Genomic DNA, 24217 nt, shown 5'->3' with positions numbered 1-24217 from the left:
CGGTCGAGCCTCCCCCCAAAGGCATGCCCGTCCCAACAGGACTGTGGAAGGCTTCCCCGCATGGAACGTCCCGAGCCGGCCAGCCTGACCTTCCGCGTCACCGAGGACGACACCGCCGCCGCCGTCGGCAGTGGCTCGCTGCCCGTCCTCGGCACGCCCCGGCTCCTGGCCTGGTTCGAGGCCGCGACGTGCGCCTGCCTCGAGCCGCTGCTGGACAGCGGATCGACCAGTGTCGGCACCCGCGTGCAGGTCGAGCACCTCGCCGCCAGCGTGGTCGGCGCCGAGGTGGAGGTGAGCGCCTCCAGCGCGTACGTCGACGGGAGGCTCCACCGGTTCACGGTGAGCGCCCGCGACACGGACTCCGGCAAGGTGCTCGCGGCCGGTGAGATCACCCGGGTCGTGGTCGACGCCGAGCGGTTCATGTCCCGGCTCTGAGGTCCCGGACATGCAAAAGTCCCCGCCTCTGGCGGGGACTTCGGCGGCGTGATGCGTCAGAGACGGATCAGGCGTTGGGGCGCTTGCCGTGGTTCGCGCCCTTCTTCTTGCGCGCGCGGCGCTTGCGTCCGGTCTTGCCCATGGTGGTCCTCCTGGAGTCGGTGCTCGGAGCAGTGTCTCAAACTCGCGCGGGTGCGGCGAATCGGGTGAGGGTGCGGCTCAGGCCCCGCCCTCGGCGATCTGGATCCGCACCTCTCGGAGCTGGAGGCGTACGCGGTCGCGCAGCGCCTCCGGTGCCGCCTCCGAGCACGAGCGGGCGACGAGCTGCTTGACCGCCCGCTGGAGGTCGTAGCGCTCGAGGCAGGGCCCGCACTCGCGCAGGTGCATCTCGACGACGGCGCAGTCGGCCTGGTCGAGCTCGTTGTCGAGGAGGTAGACGATGCGCTCGATGTAGTCGACGCAGTCGTCGCGTCCGTGCTCGTGTGCGCTCACGACCCGCTCCCCTCGGAACCGCCCGGGAGGGACGAGGCGGGCAGGAGGTCGTTGGCGCGGACGTAGCCGGCGAGCATGTCGCGCAGCTGACGGCGCCCACGGTGCAGGCGGGACATCACGGTGCCGATCGGGGTGTCCATGATCTCGGCGATCTCCTTGTAGGGGAATCCCTCGACATCGGCGAGGTAGACCGCGAGGCGGAACTCCTCGGGGAGGCGTTGCAGGGCGTCCTTCACCTCGGAGTCGGGCAGGTGCTCCAGCGCCTCCATCTCCGCCGAGCGCAGGCCGGTCGAGGAGTGCGACTCCGCCCGCGCGAGCTGCCAGTCCTCGACGTCCTCGGACATCGACTGCTGCGGCTGGCGCTGCTTCTTGCGGTAGGAGTTGATGTAGGTGTTGGTGAGGATCCGGTAGAGCCAGGCCTTGAGGTTCGTGCCGGGCTTGAACTGGTGGAAGGCGCTGTAGGCCTTCGCGAAGGTCTCCTGCACCAGGTCCTCGGCGTCGGCGGGGTTGCGGGTCATCCGCATCGCCGCGCCGTAGAGCTGGTCGAGGTAGGGCAGTGCGTCGCGCTCGAAGCGCGCGGAGCGGTCGTCGGAGGTCTCGTCCTCCACGACGATCTCCACGTCGTCGGTGGAGAGCGTCTCGTCGTTCAGCGATTCAGTCATCGCCTCCCACAGTACCGCCGGGGAGGCGGTCGACGTAGGGCGCTCCGTGGGCCGTGGTCGTTCGAGGGTCAGTGACTTCACACCGTCCCCAACACCTCACCCCACGCGGGGATTCCCGACGACTTCACGCACCAGCCACTCCAGCGTCGACTCCACGACGATCCCCATCGCCTCAGCCTGGTCGACCTCGCCCCGGGCCGGCACCTTGAGGCTGTGGTCACCGCCCGGGACGACGACCATGTCCACGCCCGGCAGGTCGCCCGGGAACTCCTCGGGACGGCCCATCGCGTCGCGCTCCCCCTGCACCACCAGCGTGGGCAGACCCACGCCCTGGAGCTCGGGCAGCCGGGTGGGCTCGGTGCGCCCGGGCTGGTGGAGCGGGAAGGACAGGGCCAGGCAGCCGGTCGCGCCGAGGGACCGTGCGGTGCGAGCCGCCGACCGGGCGCCCGCCGAGCGGCCGCCGACCACGAGCGGCGTACGCACCCGCATCACGTCGGCGGCGCACCGCAGCGCCGCGTCGAGCGTCGGCGGCGCGGTCGCGACCTTGCGGCCCGCGAGCCGCCACGGCTGCTCGAAGAGCACGACGGAGACCCCCTGCGCGGGGAGCGCGTCGGCGAGCGCCCACAGGTCGCGCGCCTCGACACCGCCGCCGGCGCCGTGGCTGAGCAGCAGCGTCGCCATCGGGCTGGTCGCGCGCCGGGTGTGCAGGCGTCCCTCGCCGTGGGGCGTCGCGACGGAGCGGACGGTGGCCTTCTTCACGAGGTCTGACCTTCCTCGGCCACTGCCAGTGGCTCGACGAGCTCGGGTCCGTTGTTGCGCACGTTGCTGACGAGGGTGGGCACGGCGTACGCCTCGAGCCGACCGGGCGCCGCGGGCACCAGGAGGGAGGTGTCACCGGGCGTGGTCGGGTCGAGCCACTCGTGCCACCGCTCCCGCTCGACCATCAGCGGCATCCGCTCGTGGATGTGGCCGAGCGAGTCCTCGGCCTGGGTGGTGAGGACCGTGCAGGTCCACCGGAACCGGTCGGGGTCGTCGTCGTCCTTCGACGGGTCGCGCCAGATCTCGTAGAGCCCCGCCATCGCCAGGATCCCGCCGTCGGCGGGTCGGATGAAGAAGGGCTGCTTGACCGGCTTGCCCCGGGCGTTGGTCTGCGAGGTCGCGTACCACTCGAAGTAGCCGTCAGCAGGCAGCAGCGCCCGGCGGGCGGCGAACGCCTTGCGGTAGGCGGGCTTCTCGGCGACCGTCTCCATCCGCGCGTTGATCATCCGGTTGCCGATGGAGGGGTCCTTGGCCCACGACGGCACCAGGCCCCAGGTGAGGACGCGCAGCTGGCGCTGCGGCGGCTCGTGCGACTCGCGCGAGGGCGGACGCTCGACGACGGCGTAGACCTCCTTGGTGGGCGCCACGTTGTAGTCGGGTGCCAGTGGGGCCGCGACCCGGCTCTCGACGACCTCGAACTCCTCGACGAGGTCGTCGGCTTCTCGCGACGACGCGTAGCGGCCACACATGCCTCCACCCTAGGTGCACGGCAGGAGGCTCAGCCGCGGGCCAGCTCGTCGAGCAGCATGCCGGCACCCGCGTCGGTGGCCGGCAGACCCTCGATCCAGCAGCGCGCCTCCCCGAGCAGCGTCCCCAGCACCTGCGCGCGCCGGGCGAGACGGTCGTCGCGCCGGGTCAGGATCGCCACCCGGTGGACGCCGATCCGGGCGATCGTCTCCTCGCGCGCGAACGCCGTACGGCTCAGCTCCCCCGCACGCGCCAGGCGCATCGCCCGGGTGAAGTGGTCGACCGGCTCCTCGGACGGGTCTCCCGGTGGCAGTGCGAGCACCACGAGGGCGTGTCCGTCGGCACCGTCGGCACCGGGGAGGCGGTAGAGCTCGGAGAGCCGGCTGCGCAGGTGGGCCTGGCTGGACAGGCCGGTCAGCGGGTCCTCGCACGAGAGCTGGTGGAGGTAGCCGAGCGTGCTCTCGCTCCAGGCGACGACGGTCGCGGTCACCACGTCGTACGACGGATCGGTGCCGGCCACGCGGCGCCAGGTCTCACGCAGCCCCTCGAGCGTCTCCTGCACCGAGGCCCCGTCGCGGGCCAGGTCCTGGCCCGCGACGGAGCATGTGTCCAGGACGAGCTGATCGTCCGATCCCGAGACGAGCGCCTCCCCCACGGCCTCGAACCGGTGCGGCAACCCCGACCGCTCGACGGTCGGCCCGGCGTCACTCGTCTCGGGATCGGCCGCCGCAGGTCGACGCCCGTGCATGGCGAGCCTCCTCACGGCACCCCCTCCCGATCTCGTCCTGTTCACCGGTGGGACGGCGCCGACTGCCGACCATGACGCGGACCAGACCACTTTCTTCCCACGATTCCGCTTTCGTGTCTTGCCCGGACGTCACGGCGCTCACGGGGCTACAGTCGCTGGAGTCCGGGAGCCGTCGTCGGCACCCGGGGAAAGCGTCGCGACGGATGAGCAGCGCCACCAGCATCGAAGCGCCGTCAGACGCCGAGCTGATCTCGGCGGTCCGCGGTGGGGACGTCGACGCCTACGGCACGCTCTTCGAGCGCCACGTGGCAGCCGCCCGCAGGCTCGCCCGACAGCTGGTGCCACCGGCGGACGCCGACGACCTCGTGTCCGAGGCGTTCGTGAAGGTGCTGGGGGTGCTGCAGCGTGGCGGCGGGCCGGACGCCGCGTTCCGCGCCTACCTGCTGACCTCCGTCCGCAGGCTCCAGGTCGACCGGTTCCGCGCCGGCTCCCGGCTGCACACCACCGACGACATGGAGGCCTTCGACCCGGGCGTGCCCTTCCGGGACACGGCCGTCGACGGCTTCGAGAACGCCACCGCGGCACGTGCCTTCGCCTCTCTCCCCGAGCGCTGGCAGCTCGTGCTCTGGCACACGGAGGTCGAGGGCGACAAGCCGTCCGACATCGCCACGCTGCTCGGGATGAGTCCCAACTCGGTCGCGGCCCTCGCCTACCGCGCGCGCGAGGGCCTGCGCCAGGCCTTCCTCACCGAGCACGTCGCCGAGCTCGAGGGCGACCGCTGCCGGTGGACCCACAGCCAGCTCGGTGCGCACGTGCGCGGCGCCACCTCGCGTCGTGACGCCGCGAAGGTGCAGGCGCACCTCGACGAGTGCCGATCGTGCACCGCGATCTACCTCGAGCTCACCGAGGTCAACTCCCACCTCGGCGGGCTGCTCGCCCCGCTCCTGCTGGGCGCGGTCGGCACGGCCTACCTCGGGACGTCGATCGCAGCGGGGTCGGTCCCCTTCGGCGTCGGCGCGGTCGCGGGCCGGGTGCGCGACCTCGTCGTCGGCAACAGCACCGTCGCAGCCGTGGCCGGGGTGGCCGCAACGGTCGTCGTGGTCGGTGGGGCGGTCGCGGTCGGCCTCCACGACCCGCCGCGCACGATCGCAGATCCCCCACCAGCCGGGTCGAGCCTGAGCGCGCCTGCCACGACCGCACCGGACGGCCGGAGCGAGCCCGACGGCTCCAGCCGGCTCGACGCCCGCGAACGCGCAGCCGTCGGCGACCTGGTCAGCGACGACGAGGACCTGTCGGTGCCGCCGACGTTGCCGAGCCTGACGCCCAGCACCGTCCCGGATCCCAGCCAGACGCCCGAGCCCACGCCCGAGCCCACCCCCGAGCCCAGCGAGACGCCCGAGCCCACCTCGAGCCCCACCTCGACGCCCACCTCGACGCCCACCGGGACGCCGACCACGCAGCCGACCGGGACGCCGACCACGCAGCCGACCGGGACACCCGGCCCCACCGAGACGCCCCAGCCCACCGAGACGCCGCAGCCCACCGAGACTCCCGCCCCGACCGCCGAGCCCACCCCGACCGAGACGCCCGAGCCGACCGAGACGCCCGAGCCGACCGAGGAGCCCACGCCGACCGAGACCCCGGACCCGACCCCGGACCCGACCCCGGACCCGACCCCGGACCCGACCCCGGACCCCGTGGTCGTCGACACCTCGATCACCGGCAGCCTGACCGGGTCCGCGCCGTTCTACCGGGTGACGCTGCGGCCGTCGGGCCTGGCCGCCGGAACCACGGCCACCGTGCAGGTCGTGGTCAGCCGCTTCTTCGTCGGACTCGACGTCGACCGACGCTGCGCCAGCGCCCCGACCGGACTCCTGTGCACCGTGACGGCCACCGACACCGCGCCACTGGGGATGACCCTCACGGCGCTCCCCGGCACCTCCGTGACCGCGACGGTCACCGCCGGCACCGACGACCCGGACCTCACCAACAACACCTGGCGGACCGTCCTGCGCTGACACCGCACGCGTGGCGTTCGCGCACCCCTGCGGGCGGCGCGCCGTCATCGCCGATCGTGTAGACAGAGGGCATGACGATCACCCGGTTGCTTGCCCGTCCCATGCTGGCCTCGATCTTCGTCGCCGGCGGCATCAACGCCATCCGCAACACCGAGGGCCATGCCACGAAGGCGAAGAAGGTGACGGACAAGGTCGTGCCTGCGGCGCAGAAGGCCGCACCCGCCCTGCCGATCCCCACCGACCCGGCCACCCTCGTACGGATCAATGCGGGCGCCCAGATCCTCGCCGCCGCCGCGCTGGCCACCGGTCGCGCCCCCCGGCTCAGCGCCGGCGTGCTGGCCGCGTCCCTCGTGCCCACGACCCTCGCGGGCCACGCGTTCTGGGACGAGACCGACCCGCAGGCCAAGGCCACCCAGCGCCTCCAGTTCTTCAAGAACACCTCGGTCCTCGGGGGGCTCCTGCTCGCCGCCGTCGACACCGAGGGCAAGCCCGGCCTGGCCTGGCGGGCCCGCCGCGCCGCCAAGGACGTACGCCGCGAGGCCAAGCAGGTCGCCAAGGACGCCCGCCGCGAGGCGAAGCTGGCCAGGGCCCAGCTCACCTAAGCGGGGCCTGTCACGCGCAGTCCTCGATAGGCTGCGCGGGTGACTGACCTGCTCGCTGATCCCTGGCCCGCGCCGCGACCGTCGGACCCCGTCGACCGGGTCGTCTCGCTCCCGGGCAGCAAGTCGCTGACCAACCGGGCGCTCGTGCTCGCGGCGATCGCCGACGGTCCCAGCGTCGTACGCCGTCCGCTGCGCTCCCGCGACACGCTGCTCATGGCCTCGGCGCTGAGGTCCCTCGGCACCTCGGTGGAGGACACCGCTGACGGCCACTGGGCCGTGGCGCCCGGCACCTGGGACAGCGACGCCGACGTGGACTGCGGTCTCGCCGGCACCGTCATGCGGTTCGTGCCGCCGGTCGTCGGCTTGGCGCACGGCACGGTGCGCTTCGACGGCGACCCCCACATGCGTCTGCGTCCGATCGGCCAGATCCTCGCCGCCCTCGGCACGCTGGGCATGACGATCGACGACGGGGGACGCGGCGCGCTGCCGTTCGCCGTCCACGGCGCGGGCTCGGTGCCGGGCGGGACGGTGACGATCGACGCGAGCGCCTCGTCGCAGTTCGTCTCCGCACTGCTGCTCGCCGGCGCGCGCTACGACCACGGCGTCGACGTGCGACACGTCGGCAAGCCGGTGCCGTCGCTGCCCCACATCGAGATGACCGTGCAGATGCTGCGCCAGCACGGGGTCGAGGTCGACGACCACGACGCCGACCGGTGGGCCGTCGCCCCGGGGCCGGTGAAGGCCGTCGACCACGACATCGAGCCCGACCTGTCCAACGCCGCGCCGTTCCTCGCGCTCGGCGCCGCCACCGGCGGCCGGGTCACGGTCACGGACTGGCCGGCCCGGACCACCCAGCCCGGCGACGAGCTGCGCGAGATCCTCTCCCTCATGGGCTGTGAGGTGAGCCTCGCCGAGGGGCGGCTCACCGTCGTCGGCCCCGAGCGCCTGACCGGGGTCGACCTCGACCTGCACGACGTCGGCGAGCTGACCCCGGCCGTCGCGGCGCTCTGCGCGCTGGCCGACTCCCCCTCCCACCTGCGCGGCATCGCCCACATCCGCGGCCACGAGACCGACCGCATCACGGCCCTGGCCACCGAACTCGGCCGCCTCGGCGCCGAGGTCACCGAGCGCGAGGACGGCCTGACCATCCACCCCGCCGCCCTGCACGGCGGCACGTTCCGGACCTACGCCGACCACCGCATGGCGCACGCCGGCGTCATCCTCGGCCTCGCCGTCGACGACGTGCTCGTCGAGGACGTCGCCACCACCTCCAAGACGTTCCCCGACTTCGCCACCGCGTGGACCCGCGCCGTGCACGGATCGCCCTCGTGACCACGGGTCGCTACTCCGAGCACGACCACGAGCACTACGAGCGACCGCGCCGGCGCACCCGGCCGCGCACCAAGGACCGTCCGACCTACGACGACGCGGTCGACGGCCGCGTGGTCACCGTCGATCGCGGACGCTTCACGCTGCTCGTCGACGGGCACCGGGTGATGGCGATGAAGTCGCGCCCGCTCGGCCGCAAGGGCGTCGTCGTGGGCGACCACGTGCGGGTCGTCGGCGACACGAGCGGGGTCGACGGCTCGCTGGCCCGGATCGTCGAGGTGGTCGAGCGCAGCACCACGCTGCGCCGCACGGCCGACGACGACGACCCGGTCGAGCGCGTCATCGTGTCCAACGCCGACCAGCTGGTCGTGGTGGCCGCGCTGGCCGACCCCGAGCCCCGTCCGCGCCTGATCGACCGCGCCCTCGTGGCGGCGTACGACGCCGGGATGGCGCCGCTGCTGTGCCTCACGAAGGCCGACCTGGCCGACCCCGAGACGCTGCTGTCGACCTACCGCTCCCTCGGGGTCCCCTGGGTCGTCACCCAACTCAGGGGCGAGGGCGCCGGCGACCTGACCGAGCTGCGGGCACGACTGCGGGGGCGCACCAGCGTCCTGGTCGGGCACAGCGGCGTCGGCAAGTCGACGCTGGTCAACGCGCTCGTGCCAGACGCGGGCCGCGAGGTCGGCATCGTCAACGCCGTCACCGGCCGCGGTCGGCACACCTCGACCAGCGCCTACCTCCTCGAGCTGCCGGGTGCGGACGGCTGGATCATCGACACACCGGGCATCCGGTCGTTCGGGCTGGCCCACGTGCGTCCGGAGGACCTCATCGAGGCGTTCCCCGACCTCGACGAGATGACCGAGACCTGCCCGCGCGGCTGCTCGCACGGCGAGGGCGAGCCCGAGTGCGCGCTCGACGAGGCGGTCGAGGCCGGCGAGGCCGACCCCGACCGGGTGGAGTCCTTCCGGCGGCTGCTCGCCGCCCGCGAGGGTGCCAGCGACTGGTGAGCCGCTCAGCCCCAGACGGCTCGGGCGCCGGAGTCGCCGGCGAGGAAGAGCAGCACGAGCAGGGCGATCGAGCCGACCACGAGCAGGACGATCGCCGGGATCGCCAGCCTGGTCTCGCGCGCGCCCCTGCCGGAGGCGAGGGCCGACACGCCGCCCAGCGCCCAGGCGCCGAACCCGGCCACCAGCACGTAGGCGAGCGACACGTTCCGCAGCAGCTCGCCGCGCTCCTCGTGCTCCCCGATGATCTGCTCCAGCTCGGGCCGCGACTCCAGCAGGCTCTCGCCGGCAGCGGCGGCGAGCACCGCGGCTCCGGCGGTGACGACAGCGAGCACCACCAGCGGCCACCGCAGCAGCCAGCGCCACTTCGGCACGAACGCGTAGGCGAGCCCGGTGAGGGCGGCGAGCGGTCCGAGGACGACGACTGCGTGCACGATGAGCGGGTGCAGCGGCACACCGTTGAGTTCCATGGCTGCACAGTAGGGGCGGTTGCTGGCAATAACCTGTGAACATGCCCATCACCGGCTCCACTGACCACACCGACGACCTGCGCCTGGCCCACGTCCTGGCCGACGACGCCGACTCGCTCACCCAGTCACGCTTCAAGGCCCTCGACCTGCACGTGATGAGCAAGCCCGACCTGACCCCGGTCACCGACGCCGACCGGGCGGTCGAGGAGGGCATCCGCCGCACCCTGTCGCGCGTCCGCTCGCGCGACGCCGTGGTCGGCGAGGAGGAGGGCACGACCGGGCACAGCCAGCGCCGCTGGATCGTCGACCCGATCGACGGCACCAAGAACTTCGTCCGGGGCGTGCCGGTGTGGGCCACGCTGATCGCGCTCGCCGTCGACGACGAGGTCGTGCTCGGCGTCGTCTCCGCCCCGCAGCTGCAGCGCCGCTGGTGGGCCTCGAGCGGCAACGGCGCCTGGACCGGACGCTCGCTGCTCAAGGCGACGAAGTGCGAGGTCTCCGACGTACGCCGCCTCGAGGACGCCTCGCTGAGCTACTCCTCGCTCTCGGGCTGGGACGAGCGCGGCCGCCTCGACGACTTCGTGTCGCTGACCCGACGCTGCTGGCGCACCCGCGCCTACGGCGACTTCTGGTCCTACATGCTGCTCGCCGAGGGCGCCGTCGACCTCGCCGCCGAGCCCGAGCTGGAGCTCTACGACATGGCAGCGCTCGACGTGATCGTGCGCGAGGCCGGCGGCCGGTTCACCTCGCTCGACGGCACCGACGGGCCGTGGGGAGGCAACGCGCTGGCGTCCAACGGCCACCTCCACGACGCCGCGCTGTCCTTCCTCGGCGGGATGGGCGACGACGAGGCCGACCCCGACGTGCCGCGCCGCGGGCCGGGCTCGGTGAGCAACCTCCGTGACCGCCAGGCACCGCCCGTCGCCGACTGAGAGCACGTCCTTCGGCCCTGTCCCTCGGGGCCTGGCTTGGCTACGGTGACTGCACCAGTCGCCGGACGAGAGGTTGCGGACCATGAGGATCCAGGACGTCATCCAGGGCAAGGACAGCCGCGCGGTGGTGACCATCGGTCCCGACGCCACCGTGCGCGAGCTCATCAGCCTGCTGGCCGAGCACAACGTCGGCGCGCTGGTCGTCAGCGACGACGGCGAGCGCGTCACCGGGATCGTCAGCGAGCGCGACGTCGTGCGCCGCCTCCACGCCGACACGGGGGTGCTCGACACCGCGGTGCGGGAGATCATGACCGCCGAGGTGCGCACCTGCGACGGCGGTGACGAGCTCACCGACCTCATGCAGACGATGACCCAGCACCGCATCCGGCACGTCCCGGTGGTGGCCGAGGGAAGGCTGACCGGCATCATCTCCATCGGTGACGTGGTCAAGAACCGGATCGAGGAGCTCGAGTTCGAGCGCGACCAGCTCGACAGCTACGTCCACCAGACCTGACGACACACCCGAGAGACTCCAAGGAGCAACTGTGAGCGAGAAGCCTGACGTCGACCCCCACATGGGTGACGCGCCCGCCGACCTAGAGGTCACCGACCTCGTCGAGGGCGAGGGCGCCGAGGCCACCTCCGGCTCGACCGTCTCCGTCCACTACGTCGGCGTCGCCCACTCCACGGGCGAGGAGTTCGACGCGTCCTACAACCGCGGCACGCCGCTCCAGTTCCGGCTGGGCATCGGCCAGGTCATCTCCGGCTGGGACACCGGCGTGCAGGGCATGAAGGTCGGCGGTCGTCGCCGGCTCGTCATCCCGCCGCACCTGGGCTACGGCGACCGCGGCGCAGGCGGCGCCATCAAGCCCGGCGAGACGCTGATCTTCGTGGTGGACCTGCTCGAGGTCCGCTGACGCCTCACCCCTGGGCGTCGTGGACCAGGATCGCGACCTGCACCCGGTTCTCGACGCCCAGCTTGGTGAAGAGCCGCCCGACATGCGTCTTCACCGTCGGCACGCCCATGAAGAGGTCGGCGGCGATCTCGGCGTTGCTGAGCCCGCGCGCCACCCCGTCGGCCACGTCGCGCTCCCGCTCGGTAAGCCCGGCCAGCGACTGCTGCGCCGCCCGGGCCCGGTCCTGCGCCTCGGATCCCTGGTCGTCGCGCGTGACGGCTGCGATGAGCTGCGCGGTGACGCTCGGCGAGAGCATCGGCTGTCCCGACGCGACCGTGCGGATGGCCTCCACCAGTCGGGCCGGCGGCGTGTCCTTGAGCAGGAAGCCGGCGGCACCGGTGCGCAGCGCCTTGAGCACCATGTCGTCGGTGTCGAAGGTCGTGAGCACGATGATCTTCAGGGAGGGATGGGCCGCGAGCAGCTCCTCGGTCGCGCTGAGCCCGTCGCGCACGGGCATCCGGATGTCCATCAGCACGACGTCGGCCCGGGCGTCGGGCACGACCCGCAGGGCCTCCTCGCCGTCACCTGCCTCGGCGACGACGGTGATGCCCGAGGTCCCGCCGAGCATCATGCCCAGGGCGGTGCGCACCATGGGGTCGTCGTCGACGACGGCCAGGCGGATCTGGTCGGGTGCGGGCGACTGGTGGCCCTCGGGGTCGGATCCGGTCGTCACGAGTCCCACGGTATCCATGCGCGGACGGCGTACCCACCGGTGGCGTCCACCCCGTGGCTGATGCGGCCCCCCGCGAGCGCCGCACGCTCGGCGAGGCCGAGGAGCCCGAGCCCGGACGCCGGCAGCGACGACGGTCGGGCCGGTCCCACGGGTGCGGCGTTGCGCACGGCGATCACGAGCCCGTCCTCCGGCGTGCCGTGGAGGTCGACCGTGACGTGGGTGCCGGGGGCGTGCTTGCGCACGTTGGTCAGCGCCTCCTGCACGATGCGGTACGCCGTCCGGCCGGTCGCGGCGGGCATCTCGCCCTCGACGCGGTTCGCGAGGCGTACGCGCATCCCGCCGGAGGCCTCCTCCTCCACCAGCGCGGCCAGGTCCTCGATCCCCGGCTGGGGTCGCTCGGGTCCGGCGTCCGCCGGCTGCGTCGGGTCGCGCAGCACCCCGAGGACCGCCCGGAGGTCGCTGAGCGCCCGGTGGGCGTTCTCCTCGATGGAGCGGGCGGCGGTGGCGCGGTCCTCGTCGGACAGGTCCGTGCGATAGCTCAGCGTGCTCGCGTTCATCGCGACGAGCGAGATCCGGTGGGCCAGCACGTCGTGCATCTCGCGGGCGATGCGGGTGCGCTCCGCGGCCTGCGCCTGCGCCACGCGCGCGCGCTGCTCCCGCTCCGCGGTCTCGGCACGGTCGCGGTAGGAGCCGACCAGCTCGCGCTGGGACCCCATGGCGTAGCCGGTGGCGATCACGATGCCGGAGACCAGCATGCCGAACGCGAGCGTGGCCCAGACCGGCAGCGTCGAGTCGTCGATCCCGATCCTCTGCTGCACGAGGGTGGCCACCAGGCTGAGCGGCACGATGATCGCCAGCACGCGCCATCGTCGGTGCGAGGCGACTGAGCCCATGACCCACGACGAGGGCCCTGAGCTGATGACCGAGACGGAGGAGAAGACCGTCAGCACCACGGCCACCGGTCCCGGGGCCCGGTGGCGCCAACGGATGAGGACGAACGACACCAGGCCCAGCAGCGGGTCGCCGATCAGCAGCCACATGACCGCCGCGTCGGACGTCGGGCGCTCCGAGGCACTCACCACGATGACCGCCCACGTCACGGCGCCGATCGTCAGGGCGAGGGCGTAGCGCCACGTCGAGCCCCACCGACTCGGTCGCACGACCTCGGCTGCCGCGTCGTCCTGGGCTGGTGGCATGGACCGAGGTTAGGGCTACCCCCGGCGGGGACGCGTCCGACCCAGGTGTCGCCCCGACACCGACCCCGATACCGGAGTCGGATGCCGCCGAGCCCTGCGCACGATGTCCGGAGGACCGCTGGACGGCGAGGCTGGAGCCATGATCACAGTCGAGAACCTCACCAAGCGCTACGGCGGGTTCACCGCCGTCGACGACATCTCGTTCCAGGTGCGTCCGGGCAGCGTCGTCGGCTTCCTGGGGCCGAACGGTGCCGGCAAGTCCACCGCGATGCGGATGATGACCGGGCTCACCCCGGCCACGTCGGGCCGGGCCACGATCCTGGGCCAGACCTATCGCGAGCTGCACAACCCCGGCCGCCAGGTCGGCGTCATGCTCGATGCCTCCGCCCAGCACCCCGGTCGCACCGGTCGCGAGATCCTGCGGGTCGCCGCGGTCTCCGTCGGCGTGTCGAAGGAGCGGGTCGAGGAGGTGCTCGCGCTGGTCGGCCTCACCGGCGAGGAGGCCGGGCGGCGGGTGCGCAACTACTCGCTCGGCATGCGCCAGCGACTCGGCATCGCCGCCGCCCTGCTGGGCGAGCCGCAGGTGCTGATCCTCGACGAGCCGGCCAACGGTCTCGACCCGCAGGGCATCCACTGGATGCGCGGGCTCCTCCGCCGCTTCGCGGACGGCGGCGGCACAGTCCTGCTCTCCAGCCACCTGCTCCACGAGGTCCAGATCGTCGCCGACGACCTGGTCATGATCGGCCGCGGCCGCATCGTCGCGATGGGCTCGAAGGACGAGCTGCTCAGCCGGGGCGGCACCACGGTCCGCTCGACCGACGACGACCGCCTGGCAGGGCTCCTGGACAAGGCCGGCGTCCCCGTATCCCGCACGGGGGCCGGGCTCACCGTCGACGCCGAGGCCGAGGTCGTCGGCCGCATCGCCGCCGAGGACCGGGTCGTCCTCCTCGAGCTGCGGTCCGGCGGCTCCGAGGGCCTGGAGGAGATGTTCCTCGACCTCACGGCCGCCACCTCACGTGAAGGAGACGCAGCATGAGCACCCACAGCAGCACCGACACCACCACCGCACCGGTCGTCGGCGGTGACCCGTCGACCGACCAGCACCGTCCGGCCACGGCCCTCGAGGGTCGCCCCGGCGTCCCGTTCAGCCGCACCCTCCAGGCCGAGCTCCGCAAGATCGTCGACACCCGCGCCGGCCTCTGGATGGTCGTGGTGATGGTCGGGCTCGCAGCGGTCGTCCTGGCCGCGGCCGTCATCTGGGGATCCGCCGACGACTCCTCGTTCAACGGGCTCCTGCAGCTGGCCACGCTGCCGCTCGCCACCGTGCTGCCGATCCTGGGCATCATGGCTGCGACCGCCGAGTGGTCGCAGCGCACCGGACTGGTCACGTTCGCGCTCGAGCCGCGTCGCGGCCGGGTCGTGCTCGCCAAGGCCGTCGCGTCCATGCTGTTCGCGGTCCTCGTCCTCGTGGTCGCGGTCGCCGCCTCCGCCTTCGTCAACGTGGTCGCCGGCACCGGCGAGTGGGACCTGACCGCAGCCGTCGCGGGCGGGCTGTTCCTCGCGATGATGCTCTACGTCCTCCAGGGCGTGGCGTTCGGCCTGGTCTTCCTCAACACGCCGATCTCGATCGTCGCGGTGCTCGTCCTGCCCAGCATCTGGGGGATCGCGACCCAGCTGATCGGCCGACTCGAGACGATCGGCGAGTGGGTCAACCTGGACCGCGTCATGGTGCCGCTGTTCGCCGGCGAGATGGGCGGCCAGGAGTGGGCCCAGCTCGCCACCGGCGTCGCGGCCTGGGTGCTGCTGCCGCTGGCGATCGGCACCTACCGGGTGCTCAACCGCGAGGTGAAGTAGCCGCCCGGTGGACCAGACGTGAGGTGGAGCAGGTCGGGGGACCCTTCACCTCATCCGTCGCCACCTCACCAGGGGACGTCGATCTCGATCTCCCCCGTGGCGACACGGGCCGCCAGCCCGCCCAGCGTGACCACGTCACCGGGGACGAGCTGGCGGCCCCGTCGCGTCTCGACCTCGTCGTTGACGAGCACAGCGCCGTCGGCGATCACCGGCTTGGCCTCGGCGCCGGTCTCGACGAGGTTCGCGAGCTTGAGGAACTGGCCGAGCCGGATCGAGTCGTCACGGATCGGTACGTCGACGGGCTCAGGGGAGTTCGCGGGCACGGGCCCTAGTGAACCAGCACCGAGAACGTGTGGATCAGCACACCCACGAGGCCGCCGACGATGGTGCCGTTGATGCGGATGAACTGGAGGTCCTTGCCCACGTGCAGCTCGATGCGCCTGGCGGCCTCCTTGCCGTCCCACCGCTCGATGGTCGAGGTGATCACCGTCGTCACCTCCGCGCCGTAGCGCTCGACCATGAAGACCGTGAGGTCGGCGGCAGTGCGGTCGAGCCGTTCGCGCAGCGGGGCGTCCTGACGCAACCGCTCGGAGAACAGGTCGAGCTCGGCCAGCAGCCGCTGGCGCACCGCACCCTCGCGGTCCTCGATGGACGCGAGCAGCGCCGAGCGCATCGCCTTCCACAGCGAGACCGCGGTCGCCGCCACCTGCGGGTGCTCGAGCAGGCGCTCCTTGAACGACTCGGCCCGCTCCTGGGTCTCCCGGTCGTGCAGCAGGTCGGTGGCGAGCTGGCCCAGCATCGAGTCGAGCGCCTCGCGGGCGCGGTGGTGCGGGTCGTCGCGGATGTCCTCGAGCCACGCCAGCGCCTGCACGTGCATGCGCGAGGTGACCGCCTCGTTGAGCCGCGGCGGCGTCCACCACGGCGCCCGCTCCTCCAGGACGGAGGAGAACGTCTCGGGGTTCTCGACCAGCCAACGGTGCATCTCGTCGACCGCCAGGTCGACCACCCCGTGGTGCAGGTCGTCGCGGAGCACCTCCATGAGCGTGGTGCCGAGCAGGGGTGCGATCGGCTCCTCGCGGAAGCGCGGCACCAGCGCCTGGGTCACCAGGTCGACGATGTGGTCGTCGCGGACCTTGCCGAGCGCGATGGCGGCGACGTCGGAGGCCTCGTCGACCACCCGACGGGCGTTGGCCGGCTCGGCGAGCCAGTCCCCCACCCGCGCCGAGATCGTCGCGGCGGCGACCCGCTCGCGGATGATGTCCTCCTGGAGGAAGTTCTCCCCCACGAACTCCTCGAGGCCCTTGCCGAGCTCGTCCTTCCGCTTCGGCACCAGCGCCGTGTGCGGGATGGGCAGGCCGAGGGGGTGCTTGAAGAGCGCGGTCACCGCGAACCAGTCGGCGATGGCGCCGACCATCGACGCCTCGGCGCCCGCGTTGACGAAACCCCAGGCCCCGTCGCGGCCCAGCGTGGCGACGTACACGACCGCGGCGAGCGCCAGCAGCCCGACGGCCACCGTCCGCATCCGGCGCAGGCCGCGGCGTCGCTCCTCGTCCGCGCCCGGGTCGGGGGTGATGAGCGAGACGGTGGGCCTCTGGGTCGCAGCCGTGGTGGACATGCCGCCCATCCTCTCCCACCGGCCCCGCACCGGGCGTGCCAGAATGCCGCGCATGCCTCGCACCGTGGTCACCTTCGGGACGTTCGACGTGTTCCACGTCGGGCACCTGCGCGTGCTCGAGCGCGCAGCGGCCCTGGGCGACCGGCTCGTGGTCGGGGTGTCCGCCGACGCACTCAACGAGCGGAAGAAGGGGCGGGCCCCGATCTTCAGCCAGCGTGAGCGACTCGCGATCGTGGCGGCGCTCAAGGTGGTCGACGAGGTGTTCGTCGAGGAGAGCCTGGAGCAGAAGCGCGACTACCTCGTCGAGCACGCCGCCGACGTCCTCGTGATGGGCGACGACTGGGCGGGCAAGTTCGACGAGTTCGGCGACGTGTGCGAGGTCGTCTACCTCGAGCGGACACCTGCCATCTCCACCACCGCGATCATCGAGCACATCGCGGATCTGTGACTGCCGACCCGGCAACAGGTTTCAGTGTCCTGTCGCTGGGTTAGTGTCACTCCGAGCTGACCACCAAGAGGGGAACCAGAGGCCAACCATGCGCAGAGCACTCACCACCGCCGTGGCCATCGCACTGATGGGGGGCGCGGCCCTGTCTGCGCCCGCCGTCGCCGCCGATGGCCAGCGGCCGATCAACCCGCGGACCGCCGACCTCTCCGCGTCCGGCGGCCCGTCGGACCTCGCACCCCAGGCGCCGCTGCCCGAGGTCGACCAGCTGGCCGCGGGCGACGCGCTCACCACCGCGCGACGGGTGTTCTCGGGCAAGGCCCGCGCGAACGACCCCTCCGCGACCCTCGCGCTGCGCGACCTGTGGGTCAAGAGGTCCGAGCTGAGCGGCCGGGACCTGGCCCAGGCCGAGAACCTCCTCGCCCGGCCGACCGACGGCCCCACCGACCCCGACGGATTCGGCTACACCGTCCCCGAGGCGGCCCCGGTGTGCAACACCCGCATCTGCCTGCACTACGTCCCCACCACCGCCGACGCCCCGCCGTCGGTCGACTGGGTCAACCAGAACCTCGCCGTCGTCGACTCGATCTGGACCCAGGAGGTCGACCAGCTCGGCTACCGCGCGCCGCTCACCGACGGCGCCAAGGGCGGCGGCCCGCAGCTCGACGTCTACCTCAAGGACCTCGGCGGCCAGGGCATCTACGGCTACTGCGCGCCCGAGACCCGGGTCAAGAACCGCACCGCCTCGGGCTACTGCGTCCTCGACAACGACTTCTCCCAGGCGCAGTTCCCCAGCGCCACCCCGGCCGACAACCTCCTGGTCACCGCGGGCCACGAGTTCTTCCACGCCATCCAGTTCGGCTACGACTACGCCGAGGACCGCTGGATGATGGAGTCCACGGCGACGTGGATGGAGGAGCGGGTCGCCACCCACGTCAACGACAACCGTCAGTACTTCCCGACCAGCCCGATCTACGCGCCCCAGGTGCCGCTCGACCTGTTCAGCAGCCAGTACACCTTCCAGTACGGCAGCTGGGTCTGGTGGGAGTACCTGTCCAACAAGTACGGCACCGGCATCGTGAAGAAGGCCTGGGACCAGGCCGGATCGCTCAAGAAGGACGGCGGCAAGAACAGCGTCGAGGCGCTGCAGAAGGTCCTGAAGAAGAAGGGCGGCTTCACCAAGAACTTCGCCAGGTTCGCCGCCGGCAACCTGACCCCCGCCGCGAACTACCCCGAGGGCGCCGAGTACGCCTTCCCGAAGTTCGCCAACGGCAAGGTGCTGACCAAGCGCAAGCGCTCGAAGAAGTTCGGCACCAAGATCTTCCACCTCGCCTCGGCCTCCTACGGCTTCGCCCCGAAGGGCCTCAACGGCAAGAAGTGGAAGCTCGCGATCAAGGTCAACGGTCCGGCCAAGCGGACCTCGCCGGCCGCCGTGGTCGTCGTGCACATGAAGAACGGCAAGCGCCAGGTCAAGACGGTCAAGCTCAACCGCAACGGTGACGGTCGCCTCCGCGTCGGCTTCAACGGCAAGAAGGTCGCCGTCGTCTCGGTGACGCTCGTCAACGGCTCGACCCGCTACAAGTGCAACCGTGGCACGACCTACGCCTGCCAGGGCAAGCCGCTGGACGACAAGATGCGCTTCTCGGTGACGGGCCGCGTCACCAAGCGCTGACAGGAGCGATGAGCTAGGGCCTGAGCCCCAGCAGGGCGTGGAGCGCGGCGACGCACTCCTCGACCAGCTCAGCCAACGAGACCGGGCGCTCGCCGGTCGGCACTGCCGACCAGGTGAGCGCCCGGTCCTCCGTGTAGGCCCACCACGCGCGCACGACGTCGCGCTGACGACCGGGCACCTCGATCGCGGCGCTCACCCGGTCGGTGCTGCCGTCGCGGACCGACTCCATCACCTCGCTGACCCGCGGGTCGGCCACGCCGTGGCCGTGGACGAGGGCGAGGTAGAAGTCGCGCCGGCGATCGATCTGCTCGATCATCAGTCGGACCACCATCTCGACCTGCTGCGCTCCGTCCAACGTCTCGTCGGGCGCGGTGTTGCGCAGGATGCGCCGCCCCGCGGCCGCGATGCAGTCGAGGTAGAAGTCGGTCTTGGTCGGGAAGTAGTGGAAGAGCAAGCCGCGCGAGATGCCTGCCTCAGCCGCGATGTCGTCCATCGAGAGGTCCTGGATCGGCTTCTCGACGATCTTCGACAGCCCGATGCCGACCAGCTGCCGCCGTCGGTCCTGGGCGCTCAGCCGGCGGCGTACGGGCGGTTCGGACACACTGTTGAGCATTGCTCAACAGTGTGCCAAGGTCAATCCATGGACTTCTCGCTCTCCCCCCGCGCCGCCGACCTCCGCGACCGGGTCCGCGCGTTCGTCACGTCCGAGGTCGAGCCGGTCGAGGCCGAGACCCACCGGCGCATCACCCGCCTGCGCGAGTCCGACGGCGACCAGTGGACGCCCGACCCGGTGATCGCCGAGCTCCAGGCCAAGGCCCGGGAGCAGGGGCTGTGGAACCTCTTCCTGCCCGCCGCGCACGCCGGGAGCTATGCCGCCGACTTCGGCACCGACGGGGGCGAGGGCCTGACCAACGTCGACTACGCACCGGTGGCCGAGGCGATGGGTCGCTCGTTCCTGGCTCCCCTGGTCTTCAACTCGAACGCGCCGGACACCGGCAACATGGAGGTGCTGCTGCGCTACGGCACCGCCGAGCAGCGCGAGCAGTGGCTCGAGCCGCTGCTGCGCGCCGAGATCCGCAGCGCCTTCTGCATGACCGAGCCTGCCGTGGCGTCCTCCGACGCGACCAACATGGCCGCGACCGCCCGCCTCGAGGGCGACGAGGTCGTCATCAACGGGCGCAAGTGGTGGTCGACCGGCGTCGGCAACCCCGACTGCAGGATCTTCGTCTTCATGGGCCTCTCGGACCCCGACGCCGACCGGCACTCGCGGCACACGATGGTGCTGGTCCCGCGCGACACCCCCGGGGTGAAGGTCGAGCGGATGCTCACCACGATGGGCTACTACGACGAGCCGCTGGGCCACGGCGAGGTGTCCTTCGACGACGTCCGCGTGCCGGCGGCCAACGTGCTGCTCGGGCCCGGTCGCGCGTTCGAGATCGCCCAGGGCCGGCTCGGTCCCGGTCGCGTGCACCACTGCATGCGCGCGATCGGCCTGGCCGAGCGCGCCCTCGAGCTGGCCTGCGCCCGGGCACTCTCGCGCACCGCCTTCGGCAAGCCGCTCGCCAGCCTCGGCGGCAACCGCGAGCGCATCGCCGATGCCCGGATCGCGATCAACCGCTCCCGCCTGCTGGTGATGCACGCCGCCTGGCTCCTCGACCAGGGCATGAGCCGCGAGGCCTACTCCGCGGTCAGCGAGATCAAGGTCGAGGTGCCCCTCATGGCCCTCGACGTCATCGACATGGCGATCCAGCTGCACGGCGGTGGCGGCATGTCCGACGACTTCCCCCTGGCCAACGCCTGGGTCGGCGCGCGGTCCCTCCGGCTGGCCGACGGTCCCGACGAGGTGCACCGCAACGTGATCGCGAAGATCGAGCTCGGGAAGCACACGGCGTGAGCACCATCGGCGGAGCCCGGGTCCTCGTCACCGGGGCGGCCTCGGGGCTGGGCGCCGCGCTCGTCGACGCGTTCCGCGCGCGCGGCGACGAGGTGCTCGCCACCGACCGGGTGGCGGCCGACGGCATCGACCTGGTCCTCGACATCACCTCCGACGACGACTGGGCCGCGGCCCTGACGGCCGTCCGCGACCGGTGGGGCGGCCTCGACGTGCTGGTCAACAACGCCGGCGTCGCCGGAGGCGGCCGCGTCGACGTCTGCACCCTGGACGAGTGGCAGTGGATCACCGACATCAACCTCTTCGGGGTCGTCCGCGGCACCCGGGCCTTCGTGCCGATGCTCAAGGAGCAGCGCTCCGGGCACCTGGTCAACGTCGCCTCGCTCGCCGGCCTCGTCCACCCGGGAGGGATGGGCTCCTACAACGCGGTGAAGGCGGCGGTCGTCGCGTTCACCGAGACCTGCGGCCACGAGCTGGCGTCGTACGGCGTCCGGGCGAGCGTGGTGTGCCCGTCCTACTTCCGGACCAACCTCATGGACTCGATGCAGGGCAGCGACGAGCTCGTCGGGCAGGTGGTCGGCGCACTGGTCGCGCGCTCCACGATCACCGCCGGCGACATCGCGGCCGCGGTGCTCGCAGGGATGGACGCCGGCGACGAGGTCATCGTGCCCGACGAGCCGGCGCGGCATGCCTACTACCTCAAGTGGGCGGACCGACCCGCCTACGACGCCGTCATGCGCGACCAGGCGGCCAAGCTGCAGTCGGCCGACGGAGCGACGCCGTGACGGCCGTGCCGGGCGCCCGGCCGGTGCGGGACGAGGACGCCTTCGACGTGGACCGCGTGGTCGAGTGGCTCCGCGCGAACGCCGCCACGCCCGACGGCCTCGACGGCGATCCGGACGTCCGGCAGTTCACGGGCGGCGCCTCGAACCTGACCTACCTGCTGCGCTTCCGGTCAGGTCGTGACCTCATCGTCCGCCGCGCGCCGAGGGGCACCAAGGCCAGGGGGGCGCACGACATGCGCCGCGAGTACGTCATCCAGGCGGCGCTGGCGCCCGTCTTCGCCCACGTCGCGACGATGGTCGCCTTCTGCGACGACCCCGACGTCGTGGGCGGCGACTTCTACGCGATGGACCGCGTCCCCGGGGTGATCCCGCGCAGCGAGTGGCCGGTCGACGTGCCGCTGTCGCCCAAGCAGGCGCGTGCACTGTGCCTGAACGCCGTCGACGTGCTGGCCGAGCTGCACGGCATCGACCCGGTGGCCGCGGGGCTCGACGACCTCGGCAAGGGCCTCGGCTACGTCCGCCGACAGGTCGAGGGCTGGTCGACGCGCTATCGCAACGCGCGCACCGACGACGTGCCCGACCTCGAGTCGGTGATGGCCTGGCTCGACGAGCGCCAGCCCGACGACGTCGGCGTCTGCGTGATCCACAACGACTACAAGCTCGACAACCTGGTGCTGTCGGACGACGACGTCACGCGCGTCGTCGGCGTCCTCGACTGGGAGATGGCGACGCTCGGAGACCCGCTGATGGACCTGGCCGGGTCGATGGCCTACTGGGTGCAGGCCGACGATCCCGAGGAGCTCCAGATGGTGCGGCGGGTGCCGACCCACCTGCCCGGGATGCTGACCCGCGACGAGTTCGTGGCGGCGTACGCCGAGCGCACCGGTCGCACCGTGACGGCCGAGCAGTGGCGGTTCTACGAGGTCTTCGGGCTGTTCCGCACGGCGGTCATCGCCCAGCAGATCTACTACCGCTGGTTCCACGGCCAGACGAGCAACGAGACCTACGCGCTCTTCGGCACGGCCGTGCAGGTCATGGGTCGCCGGATCGACACCATCATCGGGGCGGGCGCGTGAGCAGCATCCTCCTGGTGCGGCACGGGCAGGCGTCCTTCGGTGCGGCCGACTACGACGAGCTCTCCCCCACCGGCCACGAGCAGGCGCGGGTGCTCGGAGCGGCACTGGCCTCGCGCGGGGTCGCCCCGGACGTGGTGGTGGCGGGTGGGATGAAGCGGCACTCCCAGACCGCGACCGGTGTGCTCGACGGCTCCGGGTGGACGACTGAGGTCGCGGTCGACGCCGGATGGGACGAGTTCGACCACGTCCAGGTGCTCGCCGTCCACGACCGTCCGACGAGCGTCGAGGGCGAGACCGGGCGGGTCGCCTTCCAGCGCTGGTTCGAGGAGGCCACGCTGAGCTGGACGTCGGGCGGGCACGACGGGGCCTACGACGAGCCGTTCGCCGCCTTCACCGACCGCGTCGGGGCCTCGCTGGCCCGGCTCACCGACTCGTTGCCGCGCAAGGGATCCGCCGTGGTCGTCACGAGCGGTGGTCCGATCGCCTGGGCGGTCGCCACGCTGCTGGCCGACGACCCGGCCGTCCGCACCGGGCTCTGGCTCCGGCTGAACCCCGTCTCGGTCAACTCCGGCGTCTCGACCGTCGTGCGCGGCTCACGTGGCACCACGCTCGTCTCGTTCAACGCCCACGACCACCTCTCCGCCGACCTGCTCACCTACCGCTAGGAACCACCGATGCCCGACCAGCGCACGATCCTGATCACCGGAGCGAGCAGTGGCCTCGGCGCCGAGATGGCGCGACAGTTCGCGGCCCTCGGCTACGACCTCGCCCTATGCGCCCGGCGCACGGACCGCCTCGACGCGCTCGCGTCCGAGATCGGTGCGGCGCACCCGGACGTGACCGTCTCGGTGAAGGCGCTCGACGTCAACGACCACGACGCCGTCTTCCGCGTCTTCGACGAGTTCCACGCCGAGCTCGGACACCTCGACAAGGTCGTCGTCAACGCCGGGCTCGGCAAGGGCCAGCCGCTCGGCACCGGTCGCTTCGACGCGAACCTCGAGACCGCGCAGACCAACTTCATCGGAGCGCTGGCGCAGACCGAGGCCGCCGCCGCGATCTTCCGCAGGCAGGACGCCGGTCAGCTCGTGATGGTCTCGTCGATCTCCGCGCTGCGCGGGATGCCGAGGAACATCACGACCTACGCCGCCACCAAGGCCGCGGTCGCCCACCTCGCCGAGGGCTTCCGCGCCGACGTGCACGGCAGCCCGATCAAGGTCACCGTGCTCTACCCCGGCTACATCGCCTCCGAGATGTCCGGCACCGCGGCGCGGACGCCGCTCATGTCCTCGACGGAGAAGGGCGTGCGCGCGATGGTCGATGCGATCGAGAAGCAGAAGGCCTCGGCGCGCGTCCCCGCCTGGCCCTGGGCGCCACTCGGGTTCGTGACCAAGCACGTGCCGACGGCGGTGCTGCGGAGGATGGCCTGAGGCTCAGCCGCTGACGATCGCGAGCCGGAGGTCGGCCCCGCCGGCGAAGGTGCCGGTCAGGGCCGGCCCCTTCTTCAGCCCATCCGGCGAGCCGCCGAGGCGGCGCACGACCGTCAGCTCGAAGCCGCCGCCGGTGACCGTGGTGCGATCCGTCCCGTCCGCCACCGACACCGGCACGCCGGGGTCGTGACGGGGGACGGTCGGCACACCCTCGCCCCGGGCCGTCGCGTCGGCGTCGCGACCGACCTCGGTGCCGTCGACCCGCCTCACCCGGAGATCGGCCTGACGGCCGCCCGACCGGATCGTGTCGAGCACGGTCGCGACGAAGACCGGGTCCGCACAGGCGTCGTAGACGTGGCGCGTGCCGAGCACGGAGTGCTCCATCGTGCCGATCAGGCCCATGCCCCCACCGTAGCCACCGACGGGACC

Annotated in this window: 30 protein-coding genes; 17 read left to right on the top strand and 13 right to left on the bottom strand. The window is 72.2% G+C overall.

Annotated elements, in window-relative coordinates; all coding sequences use genetic code 11:
- Window positions 1–60 precede the first annotated feature (60 nt).
- Window positions 61–435, top strand: a complete 375-nt coding sequence (locus tag IEZ25_RS15305; RefSeq protein WP_191200318.1) for a thioesterase family protein — start codon at window positions 61–63, stop codon at window positions 433–435.
- Window positions 436–502: 67 nt separating this feature from the next.
- Here the strand turns inward: IEZ25_RS15305 and IEZ25_RS22485 are convergent, their stop codons facing one another.
- The 6 genes from IEZ25_RS22485 to IEZ25_RS15280 all read right to left on the bottom strand — a co-directional run bounded on the left by IEZ25_RS22485 (window position 503) and on the right by IEZ25_RS15280 (window position 3843).
- Entirely contained in the window at window positions 503–577 is a 75-nt protein-coding gene (locus tag IEZ25_RS22485; protein WP_369759046.1) for a 50S ribosomal protein bL37, read from the bottom strand.
- A gap of 77 nt (window positions 578–654) precedes the next feature.
- A complete protein-coding gene (gene rsrA / locus IEZ25_RS15300) occupies window positions 655–927 on the bottom strand; it encodes a mycothiol system anti-sigma-R factor (protein ID WP_191200317.1) in 273 nt (90 codons plus the stop codon).
- Window positions 924–1589: a sigma-70 family RNA polymerase sigma factor gene (locus tag IEZ25_RS15295; protein ID WP_191200316.1), complete on the bottom strand. Its 666-nt coding sequence runs from the start codon at window positions 1587–1589 to the stop codon at window positions 924–926. Before IEZ25_RS15295 ends, rsrA begins: the two co-directional genes overlap by 4 nt.
- Before the next feature lie 96 nt (window positions 1590–1685).
- Entirely contained in the window at window positions 1686–2348 is a 663-nt protein-coding gene (locus tag IEZ25_RS15290) for an alpha/beta hydrolase family protein (RefSeq protein ID WP_191200315.1), read from the bottom strand.
- Window positions 2345–3097, bottom strand: coding sequence for an SOS response-associated peptidase (locus tag IEZ25_RS15285; protein WP_191200314.1), 753 nt, complete (start codon window positions 3095–3097; stop codon window positions 2345–2347). The genes IEZ25_RS15290 and IEZ25_RS15285 overlap by 4 nt, the downstream gene beginning before the upstream one ends.
- A gap of 29 nt (window positions 3098–3126) precedes the next feature.
- The gene (locus IEZ25_RS15280) at window positions 3127–3843 is read right to left on the bottom strand and encodes a hypothetical protein (protein WP_191200313.1); all 717 of its coding nucleotides are present in this window, start codon (window positions 3841–3843) and stop codon (window positions 3127–3129) included.
- A gap of 203 nt (window positions 3844–4046) precedes the next feature.
- On the opposite strand from IEZ25_RS15280, the gene IEZ25_RS15275 reads away from it, so the two are divergent.
- From IEZ25_RS15275 to rsgA, 4 genes are all read left to right on the top strand, one after another.
- Complete coding sequence (locus tag IEZ25_RS15275) at window positions 4047–5861, top strand: sigma-70 family RNA polymerase sigma factor (RefSeq protein ID WP_191200312.1); 1815 nt, start codon at window positions 4047–4049, stop codon at window positions 5859–5861.
- 71 nt (window positions 5862–5932) lie between these two features.
- A complete protein-coding gene (locus IEZ25_RS15270; protein WP_191200311.1) occupies window positions 5933–6463 on the top strand; it encodes a DoxX family membrane protein in 531 nt (176 codons plus the stop codon).
- A 39-nt stretch (window positions 6464–6502) separates the two neighbouring features.
- Complete coding sequence (gene aroA, locus IEZ25_RS15265; protein ID WP_191200310.1) at window positions 6503–7795, top strand: 3-phosphoshikimate 1-carboxyvinyltransferase; 1293 nt, start codon at window positions 6503–6505, stop codon at window positions 7793–7795.
- Entirely contained in the window at window positions 7792–8799 is a 1008-nt protein-coding gene (gene rsgA, locus IEZ25_RS15260; RefSeq protein ID WP_191200309.1) for a ribosome small subunit-dependent GTPase A, read from the top strand. The genes aroA and rsgA overlap by 4 nt, the downstream gene beginning before the upstream one ends.
- A 5-nt stretch (window positions 8800–8804) precedes the next feature.
- On the opposite strand, the gene IEZ25_RS15255 is transcribed toward rsgA, so the two are convergent.
- Entirely contained in the window at window positions 8805–9266 is a 462-nt protein-coding gene (locus IEZ25_RS15255; protein WP_191200308.1) for a DUF2231 domain-containing protein, read from the bottom strand.
- Between the two features lie 41 nt (window positions 9267–9307).
- Here IEZ25_RS15255 and IEZ25_RS15250 point away from each other — a divergent pair, with 41 nt between their 5' ends.
- The 3 genes from IEZ25_RS15250 to IEZ25_RS15240 all read left to right on the top strand — a co-directional run bounded on the left by IEZ25_RS15250 (window position 9308) and on the right by IEZ25_RS15240 (window position 11115).
- Window positions 9308–10198 (top strand): inositol monophosphatase family protein, encoded by an 891-nt coding sequence (locus IEZ25_RS15250; RefSeq protein WP_191200307.1) that lies wholly within the window; start codon window positions 9308–9310, stop codon window positions 10196–10198.
- Window positions 10199–10280: 82 nt separating this feature from the next.
- Complete coding sequence (locus tag IEZ25_RS15245; protein WP_191200306.1) at window positions 10281–10712, top strand: CBS domain-containing protein; 432 nt, start codon at window positions 10281–10283, stop codon at window positions 10710–10712.
- 61 nt (window positions 10713–10773) lie between these two features.
- Window positions 10774–11115: an FKBP-type peptidyl-prolyl cis-trans isomerase gene (locus IEZ25_RS15240; protein WP_191200521.1), complete on the top strand. Its 342-nt coding sequence runs from the start codon at window positions 10774–10776 to the stop codon at window positions 11113–11115.
- A gap of 4 nt (window positions 11116–11119) precedes the next feature.
- Here the strand turns inward: IEZ25_RS15240 and IEZ25_RS15235 are convergent, their stop codons facing one another.
- A complete protein-coding gene (locus IEZ25_RS15235; RefSeq protein WP_318152260.1) occupies window positions 11120–11827 on the bottom strand; it encodes a response regulator transcription factor in 708 nt (235 codons plus the stop codon).
- Window positions 11824–13023 carry a sensor histidine kinase gene (locus IEZ25_RS15230; RefSeq protein WP_191200304.1) on the bottom strand — a complete coding sequence of 400 codons (1200 nt, stop codon included), beginning with the start codon at window positions 13021–13023 and terminating at the stop codon, window positions 11824–11826. Before IEZ25_RS15230 ends, IEZ25_RS15235 begins: the two co-directional genes overlap by 4 nt.
- Before the next feature lie 139 nt (window positions 13024–13162).
- On the opposite strand from IEZ25_RS15230, the gene IEZ25_RS15225 reads away from it, so the two are divergent.
- Window positions 13163–14059 (top strand): ABC transporter ATP-binding protein, encoded by an 897-nt coding sequence (locus IEZ25_RS15225; protein ID WP_191200303.1) that lies wholly within the window; start codon window positions 13163–13165, stop codon window positions 14057–14059.
- Window positions 14056–14877, top strand: a complete 822-nt coding sequence (locus tag IEZ25_RS15220; RefSeq protein WP_191200302.1) for an ABC transporter permease — start codon at window positions 14056–14058, stop codon at window positions 14875–14877. Before IEZ25_RS15225 ends, IEZ25_RS15220 begins: the two co-directional genes overlap by 4 nt.
- A 65-nt stretch (window positions 14878–14942) precedes the next feature.
- On the opposite strand, the gene IEZ25_RS15215 is transcribed toward IEZ25_RS15220, so the two are convergent.
- Window positions 14943–15200 carry an RNA-binding S4 domain-containing protein gene (locus IEZ25_RS15215; protein WP_191200301.1) on the bottom strand — a complete coding sequence of 86 codons (258 nt, stop codon included), beginning with the start codon at window positions 15198–15200 and terminating at the stop codon, window positions 14943–14945.
- A gap of 5 nt (window positions 15201–15205) precedes the next feature.
- Window positions 15206–16492 (bottom strand): DUF445 domain-containing protein, encoded by a 1287-nt coding sequence (locus tag IEZ25_RS15210; RefSeq protein WP_191200300.1) that lies wholly within the window; start codon window positions 16490–16492, stop codon window positions 15206–15208.
- A 52-nt stretch (window positions 16493–16544) separates the two neighbouring features.
- Between IEZ25_RS15210 and IEZ25_RS15205 the strand changes: the two genes are divergently transcribed.
- Window positions 16545–16940, top strand: a complete 396-nt coding sequence (locus IEZ25_RS15205) for an adenylyltransferase/cytidyltransferase family protein (RefSeq protein ID WP_191200299.1) — start codon at window positions 16545–16547, stop codon at window positions 16938–16940.
- 88 nt (window positions 16941–17028) lie between these two features.
- A complete protein-coding gene (locus tag IEZ25_RS15200; protein WP_191200298.1) occupies window positions 17029–18609 on the top strand; it encodes an MXAN_6640 family putative metalloprotease in 1581 nt (526 codons plus the stop codon).
- Between the two features lie 13 nt (window positions 18610–18622).
- Here the strand turns inward: IEZ25_RS15200 and IEZ25_RS15195 are convergent, their stop codons facing one another.
- On the bottom strand, window positions 18623–19210 hold the full coding sequence (locus IEZ25_RS15195) for a TetR/AcrR family transcriptional regulator (RefSeq protein WP_318152259.1): 588 nt from the start codon (window positions 19208–19210) through the stop codon (window positions 18623–18625).
- Window positions 19211–19249: 39 nt separating this feature from the next.
- Here IEZ25_RS15195 and IEZ25_RS15190 point away from each other — a divergent pair, with 39 nt between their 5' ends.
- The 5 genes from IEZ25_RS15190 to IEZ25_RS15170 are packed head-to-tail and all read left to right on the top strand — an operon-like array spanning window position 19250 to window position 23788.
- Window positions 19250–20503: an acyl-CoA dehydrogenase family protein gene (locus tag IEZ25_RS15190; protein ID WP_191200297.1), complete on the top strand. Its 1254-nt coding sequence runs from the start codon at window positions 19250–19252 to the stop codon at window positions 20501–20503.
- Window positions 20500–21285, top strand: a complete 786-nt coding sequence (locus IEZ25_RS15185; RefSeq protein ID WP_191200296.1) for an SDR family NAD(P)-dependent oxidoreductase — start codon at window positions 20500–20502, stop codon at window positions 21283–21285. The genes IEZ25_RS15190 and IEZ25_RS15185 overlap by 4 nt, the downstream gene beginning before the upstream one ends.
- Window positions 21282–22361 (top strand): phosphotransferase family protein, encoded by a 1080-nt coding sequence (locus IEZ25_RS15180; protein WP_191200295.1) that lies wholly within the window; start codon window positions 21282–21284, stop codon window positions 22359–22361. Before IEZ25_RS15185 ends, IEZ25_RS15180 begins: the two co-directional genes overlap by 4 nt.
- Window positions 22358–23026, top strand: coding sequence for a histidine phosphatase family protein (locus tag IEZ25_RS15175; protein ID WP_191200294.1), 669 nt, complete (start codon window positions 22358–22360; stop codon window positions 23024–23026). Before IEZ25_RS15180 ends, IEZ25_RS15175 begins: the two co-directional genes overlap by 4 nt.
- 9 nt (window positions 23027–23035) lie before the next feature.
- Window positions 23036–23788, top strand: a complete 753-nt coding sequence (locus tag IEZ25_RS15170; RefSeq protein WP_191200293.1) for an SDR family oxidoreductase — start codon at window positions 23036–23038, stop codon at window positions 23786–23788.
- 3 nt (window positions 23789–23791) lie between these two features.
- Here IEZ25_RS15170 and IEZ25_RS21555 read toward each other — a convergent pair whose 3' ends face one another.
- Complete coding sequence (locus IEZ25_RS21555) at window positions 23792–24190, bottom strand: maltokinase N-terminal cap-like domain-containing protein (protein WP_224749077.1); 399 nt, start codon at window positions 24188–24190, stop codon at window positions 23792–23794.
- Window positions 24191–24217: the final 27 nt, after the last annotated feature.

This window comes from Nocardioides hwasunensis (assembly GCF_014779665.1).
Classification (GTDB): Bacteria; Actinomycetota; Actinomycetes; order Propionibacteriales; family Nocardioidaceae; genus Nocardioides; species Nocardioides hwasunensis.
The sequence above is the reverse complement of the archived record's forward strand: the minus strand, read 5'-3'. Positions and strand labels throughout refer to the sequence as shown.